General features: G+C 41.8%; 4 protein-coding genes and 1 pseudogene. All 5 read right to left on the reverse strand.

Annotated elements, in window-relative coordinates; all coding sequences use genetic code 11:
- A pseudogene (gene fliI / locus H5072_RS12540) lies at window positions 1-426 on the reverse strand (flagellum-specific ATP synthase FliI); the annotation flags it as partial.
- An 18-nt stretch (window positions 427-444) separates the two neighbouring features.
- On the reverse strand, window positions 445-1,251 hold the full coding sequence (fliH, locus tag H5072_RS12545; protein WP_002959339.1) for a flagellar assembly protein FliH: 807 nt from the start codon (window positions 1,249-1,251) through the stop codon (window positions 445-447).
- 3 nt (window positions 1,252-1,254) lie between these two features.
- On the reverse strand, window positions 1,255-2,295 hold the full coding sequence (gene fliG / locus H5072_RS12550; protein WP_007581881.1) for a flagellar motor switch protein FliG: 1,041 nt from the start codon (window positions 2,293-2,295) through the stop codon (window positions 1,255-1,257).
- Window positions 2,288-4,003 carry a flagellar basal-body MS-ring/collar protein FliF gene (gene fliF, locus H5072_RS12555; protein ID WP_039484629.1) on the reverse strand — a complete coding sequence of 572 codons (1,716 nt, stop codon included), beginning with the start codon at window positions 4,001-4,003 and terminating at the stop codon, window positions 2,288-2,290. The genes fliG and fliF overlap by 8 nt, the downstream gene beginning before the upstream one ends.
- 20 nt (window positions 4,004-4,023) lie before the next feature.
- Complete coding sequence (gene fliE / locus H5072_RS12560) at window positions 4,024-4,356, reverse strand: flagellar hook-basal body complex protein FliE (RefSeq protein WP_039484631.1); 333 nt, start codon at window positions 4,354-4,356, stop codon at window positions 4,024-4,026.
- Between the last annotated feature and the right edge of the window lie 50 nt (window positions 4,357-4,406).

The following is a 4,406-nucleotide window of genomic DNA, read 5'->3' on the forward strand; positions in this document are numbered from 1 at the left end:
TGGTCTTCTTGAAAGCGGGTTTATAGTATTTTGTGCAAACTTTAAATGATGCTCAGCATTAATTTTACCAAGGCCATCTAGCGGTCGCCCTAAGCCATCAACCACGCGCCCTAGTAAACTCATCCCTACAGGTAAACCTAAGTTATTAACTTGAGGAATTACACGCGCACCAGGAAGTACACCAGAGATATGATCATTAGGCATTAAATACAAAGTTTGATCGTTAAAACCGACTATTTCGGCGTCTACAAAGCCGTTCATAGTTTCTATTTTACATTGGCTACCAACGGGAGCACGTAAACCTCTAGCCTCAAGGGTAAGGCCAACAACACGCGTTAAAATACCTGCCACAGCAGGCGCTGGGGTTTTAATATGTTGTTGATATTGAGATAAGCGTTCGCTTAAAGGTGCACGTTGAGTTGACATAACACGCCAATAAAATAGTTAGATACCACTATTATGCAAAAAACTATCCAACGTTTCTTTGACACGTGTTTTAAGGGTCATATCGAGTGATGATTGCGCTGTTTTAACTTCACAGCCACCGCGCTCAAGAGTGGGCTCTGCCATTAATTGCCAGTTATTATCAATAATGGTTTGTTCACCGTAACTCTCTTTTATGAGCTCTAAATCTTCGGGGTTTAAATGAATTCGTACTTTTTCTTGCTCGGCATTAAGAGAATCTATACTTTGCTTTAACGTATGTAAAATCACATCAGGCGATGTTTTTACTTCTTGATAAATAACAGCTTCCGCTAACATACTAGCAAGTTGTACTAATTGCTTTTCAGCTTGTTCATCTACTTTATCTAGCGGTGCAGTAAGTCCCTCTAAAATAGTTTTTAAACTTGTTAACTGCTCTTCAATTAATGGTTTTACGTCATCAAGGCCTTTTGTTTTACCTTGCTCTAAGCCTTCTTTGTAGCCTGCCTCTTTGCCTTCGCCAACGCCTTTTTCAAAACCGTCTATGTAGCCTTGCTCATGACCTTGCTTGAGGCCTTCTTCGTAGGCGTCTTGCCTAATGCGTTCAAGCTCAACCATAGTAAGCGCAGGCAATTCTGGTTCTTGTGGCTCATCAATTGGCATTTCTTCAGCTAATTCTTTTTTATACAGATCACTAAGCGGTGTGCCGTAAGCCGTAGAGCGATTGCCAAAGCTGCTCTCATCTGGTGCTACATCTGGAATAGCCCAGTTTTTTAATAATTCATCTGCTTCATCAGCCCGAAGTGTGCGCCCTTTGAGTTTGCTCATGGCTTACAAGAACTCCTCGCCACCGCCGCCGCCCAGCTGAATTTCACCTGAGTCAGATAAACGACGCGCTGTTGATAAAATCTCTTTTTGCGCCGCTTCTACTTCACTTATACGAACAGGTGCCATAGCTTCTAAATCATCAGCAAGCATTTCGGCTGCACGCTTAGACATATTGCCCAGTATTTTATCTTTAAGGGCATCGTCGGTGCCTTTAATTGCTTTCATTAATACGTCTTGTTGTACTTCTCGTAGGATTGCTTGAATACCACGGTCTTCAACATCCATTAAGTTTTCAAACACAAACATTAAGTCTTGAATTTGCTGCGACATCTCTTCGTCATGCTCACGAATAGAGTCCATTAACTGCCCTTCTACATTGGTATCTAGGTAGTTCATTATATCTGCAGCTGCTTTTAAGCCACCCATTTTAGCGGCTTGTGCACCTGCTTGGCCGGCAAATTGTTTTTCCATAATTTCGTTTAGCTCTTGCAGTGCTGCTGGCTGAACTTCTTCAAGGTTTGCAATACGCATTGTTAAATCTAAACGCACTTTTTCAGGGAACTGAGCAATAATCTCAGCTGACTGTTCTGGCTCTAAATACGATAATACAATGGTTTGAATTTGCGGATGCTCATTACGAATAATGTTTGCTACCTGCTTAGAGTCCATCCATTTTAATGAATCCAAGCCTTTAGCGCCTGAGCCCATAACAATTTGGTCAATAAGGCTAGCGGCTTTGTCTTCACCAAGTGCTGCTGTAAGCGCTTTTTTAATAAAGTCTTCTGACTGAAAACCAATGGTACTAAAGCTTTGAATTTGTTCTATAAACAAGTTGTGTACAGCGCTAATTTTAGCTTGAGATAAATCCTGTAGCCCAGCCATCGCCATACCCACTTTTTGCACCTGTTTAGGTTCTAAGTGTTTAAGGATTTGCGCGGCATCTTCTTCTGATAAACTCAAAAGTAATATAGCGGCTTTATCTACCCCATCTAGCTTATCAACATCAAAGGCTGGCGGGAGTTGTTTTTGTTCTTGATCAGTCATCTTCTGTTAACCACGCTTTCACTACTTGTGATGATAGTTCTGGTTCGTTAGCTACAAGGGCACGAATTGCTTTAAGTAAATCTTCGTCGCCATGTAAATCCGGTAACTGCAGTGTACCATCACTTGAGAAACCAACCGAAGCAGAATCAAAGTCTTTATTTAGCATATCAAGTGTATTGTCGCCAATATCTACGCCTGAACTTAATGCATCTTCGTCGTATTCTTCTAGTGTATCGTCTGGGTAAATTAAGCGCTTAAGCATTGGTTTTACTACTGCCATTATCAATACAATGATAACTAAGGCGCCTAGTACAAGGCGGGCTATTTTCATAAACCAGTCTTGTTCCCACAGTGGCACTTCTATTGCTAAATTTGTTGCTTCACGTACAAACGGCACTGTTACTACTTCAAGTGCATCACCACGTTGCATATCAAAACCTACACCACCTTGTAGTAAGCGACGAATATTTGACAATGCCTCTACCGAGCGCGGGGCCATAGTTGTTTCGCCGTTTTCTCCCACTTTAGGGACGTAGTCAACAGCAACTGACACACTTATTCTGCGTATTACACCACTTTGCTGGCGCTTGTGAGAAATAGTTGTATCGAGTTCATAATTACGTGTTGCTTCTTTGTGGCTACGTGTTGGTGACGTAGCTGTGCCTGCGCCGCCTTGTCCTGCAACTTCAGGGATGTTTGAGTTTAGCGGTGGCTGATTTGTAAGCGCACCAGGAATACCAACAGCTAAACCACCAATGTTATTTTCTTCAAATGTGGTTTCGCTTCTAACCGCTGGTAGGTCTGGGTTATAACGCTTTTGAGTTTCCTCAACTGAGCTAAAGTCCATGCTCAAATCAACTTGAGCTGTATAGTTTGCAAGCCCAACAACCGGTATTAAAATACTGTCTATTTTTTCAAGATACTCTTGTTCGCGCTTACGTTCTAAATCGTATTCTTTACGAGAGCGTGCTGCTAATGAGCTTTGCGAACCTGAATTTAATAATCGACCATTTTGGTCAGTAACCGTAACACGTGCAGGCTCTAAGCCTTGTACTGCTGAAGCAATCATATCAACAACAGAGTCTACTTCTTCACGGTCAAGTGAGCGGCCACGCTTAAGTGTTAATACAACAGTAGCGGATGGTTTTTTCTCTCTGCGGGCAAATACGTTTTCTTTAGGGATGGCTAACAATACTTTGGCGCGAGTAATGTTATTTAGCTCTTCAATGGTGCGGGCAAGTTGTTGCTCGCGGCCATGTTTAAGGCGTTCACGCTCCAAGCGTTGGCTTACACCAAAGCCCATATCTTGCATAATTATGTCGGAGCCAGATGCAGGGCCTTGCTCTAACCCTTCGCGGGTCATTAGCAATTTAATGTTTTGGTATTCGCTTTCATCAACCGATACAACATTGCCATCTAGTTGGTATTCAATTTTTTGCGCATCTAAAAAGTCTAATGTTTGAATAAGCTCTTCTGTTTGCATTTTGCCTAACGGACGCATATCTGGCTGACGAGCCCAAATAATAATAAAAATCGCGATAGCTAAACAAATAGCCAATGCTATAACCAATGTTACTTGGCGCAATACATCAACACCATTTAAAGCACTTAAGTAGCCTGACTTTTGTTCTTGTTGATCATCACCACCACTTTGGTCAATACCGCCACCAGCAAGTGCTAGGTCTGTAGATTGGTTAGATTGCGCCACAATAATTCTCCACTACCTAATTAAACAGGCATGTTCATGATTTCTTTATAAGCTTCAACAAGTTTATTACGAACCTGTACTGTAGCCTCAAAAGCAACTGACGATTTTTGAGAAGCAATCATCGCCTCAGCAAGAGATACACTTCGATCCCCCATCTCAACTGCTGTTACTTTTTGCGCGGCATCTTGTTGTAACCCGTGCACTGAATTTATTGCATCACTTAGCATGTCGCCAAATTGTGCTGTAGAAGTAGACTGCACCTGAGTTGGCAGTTTATTAGTTTGATTATTACGGCCGGCTTCTAAAGCCATTGATTGCATTTCTTGAAATACAGCACTGTTTTGAATTTTCATAATTTATCTCTGACACGCAGTGAACTCTTATAAGTAATAAAGCACAAAGC

It is taken from the genome of Pseudoalteromonas sp. SR45-5, from assembly GCF_014163565.1.
In the GTDB taxonomy this organism is placed as follows: domain Bacteria; phylum Pseudomonadota; class Gammaproteobacteria; order Enterobacterales; family Alteromonadaceae; genus Pseudoalteromonas; species Pseudoalteromonas distincta.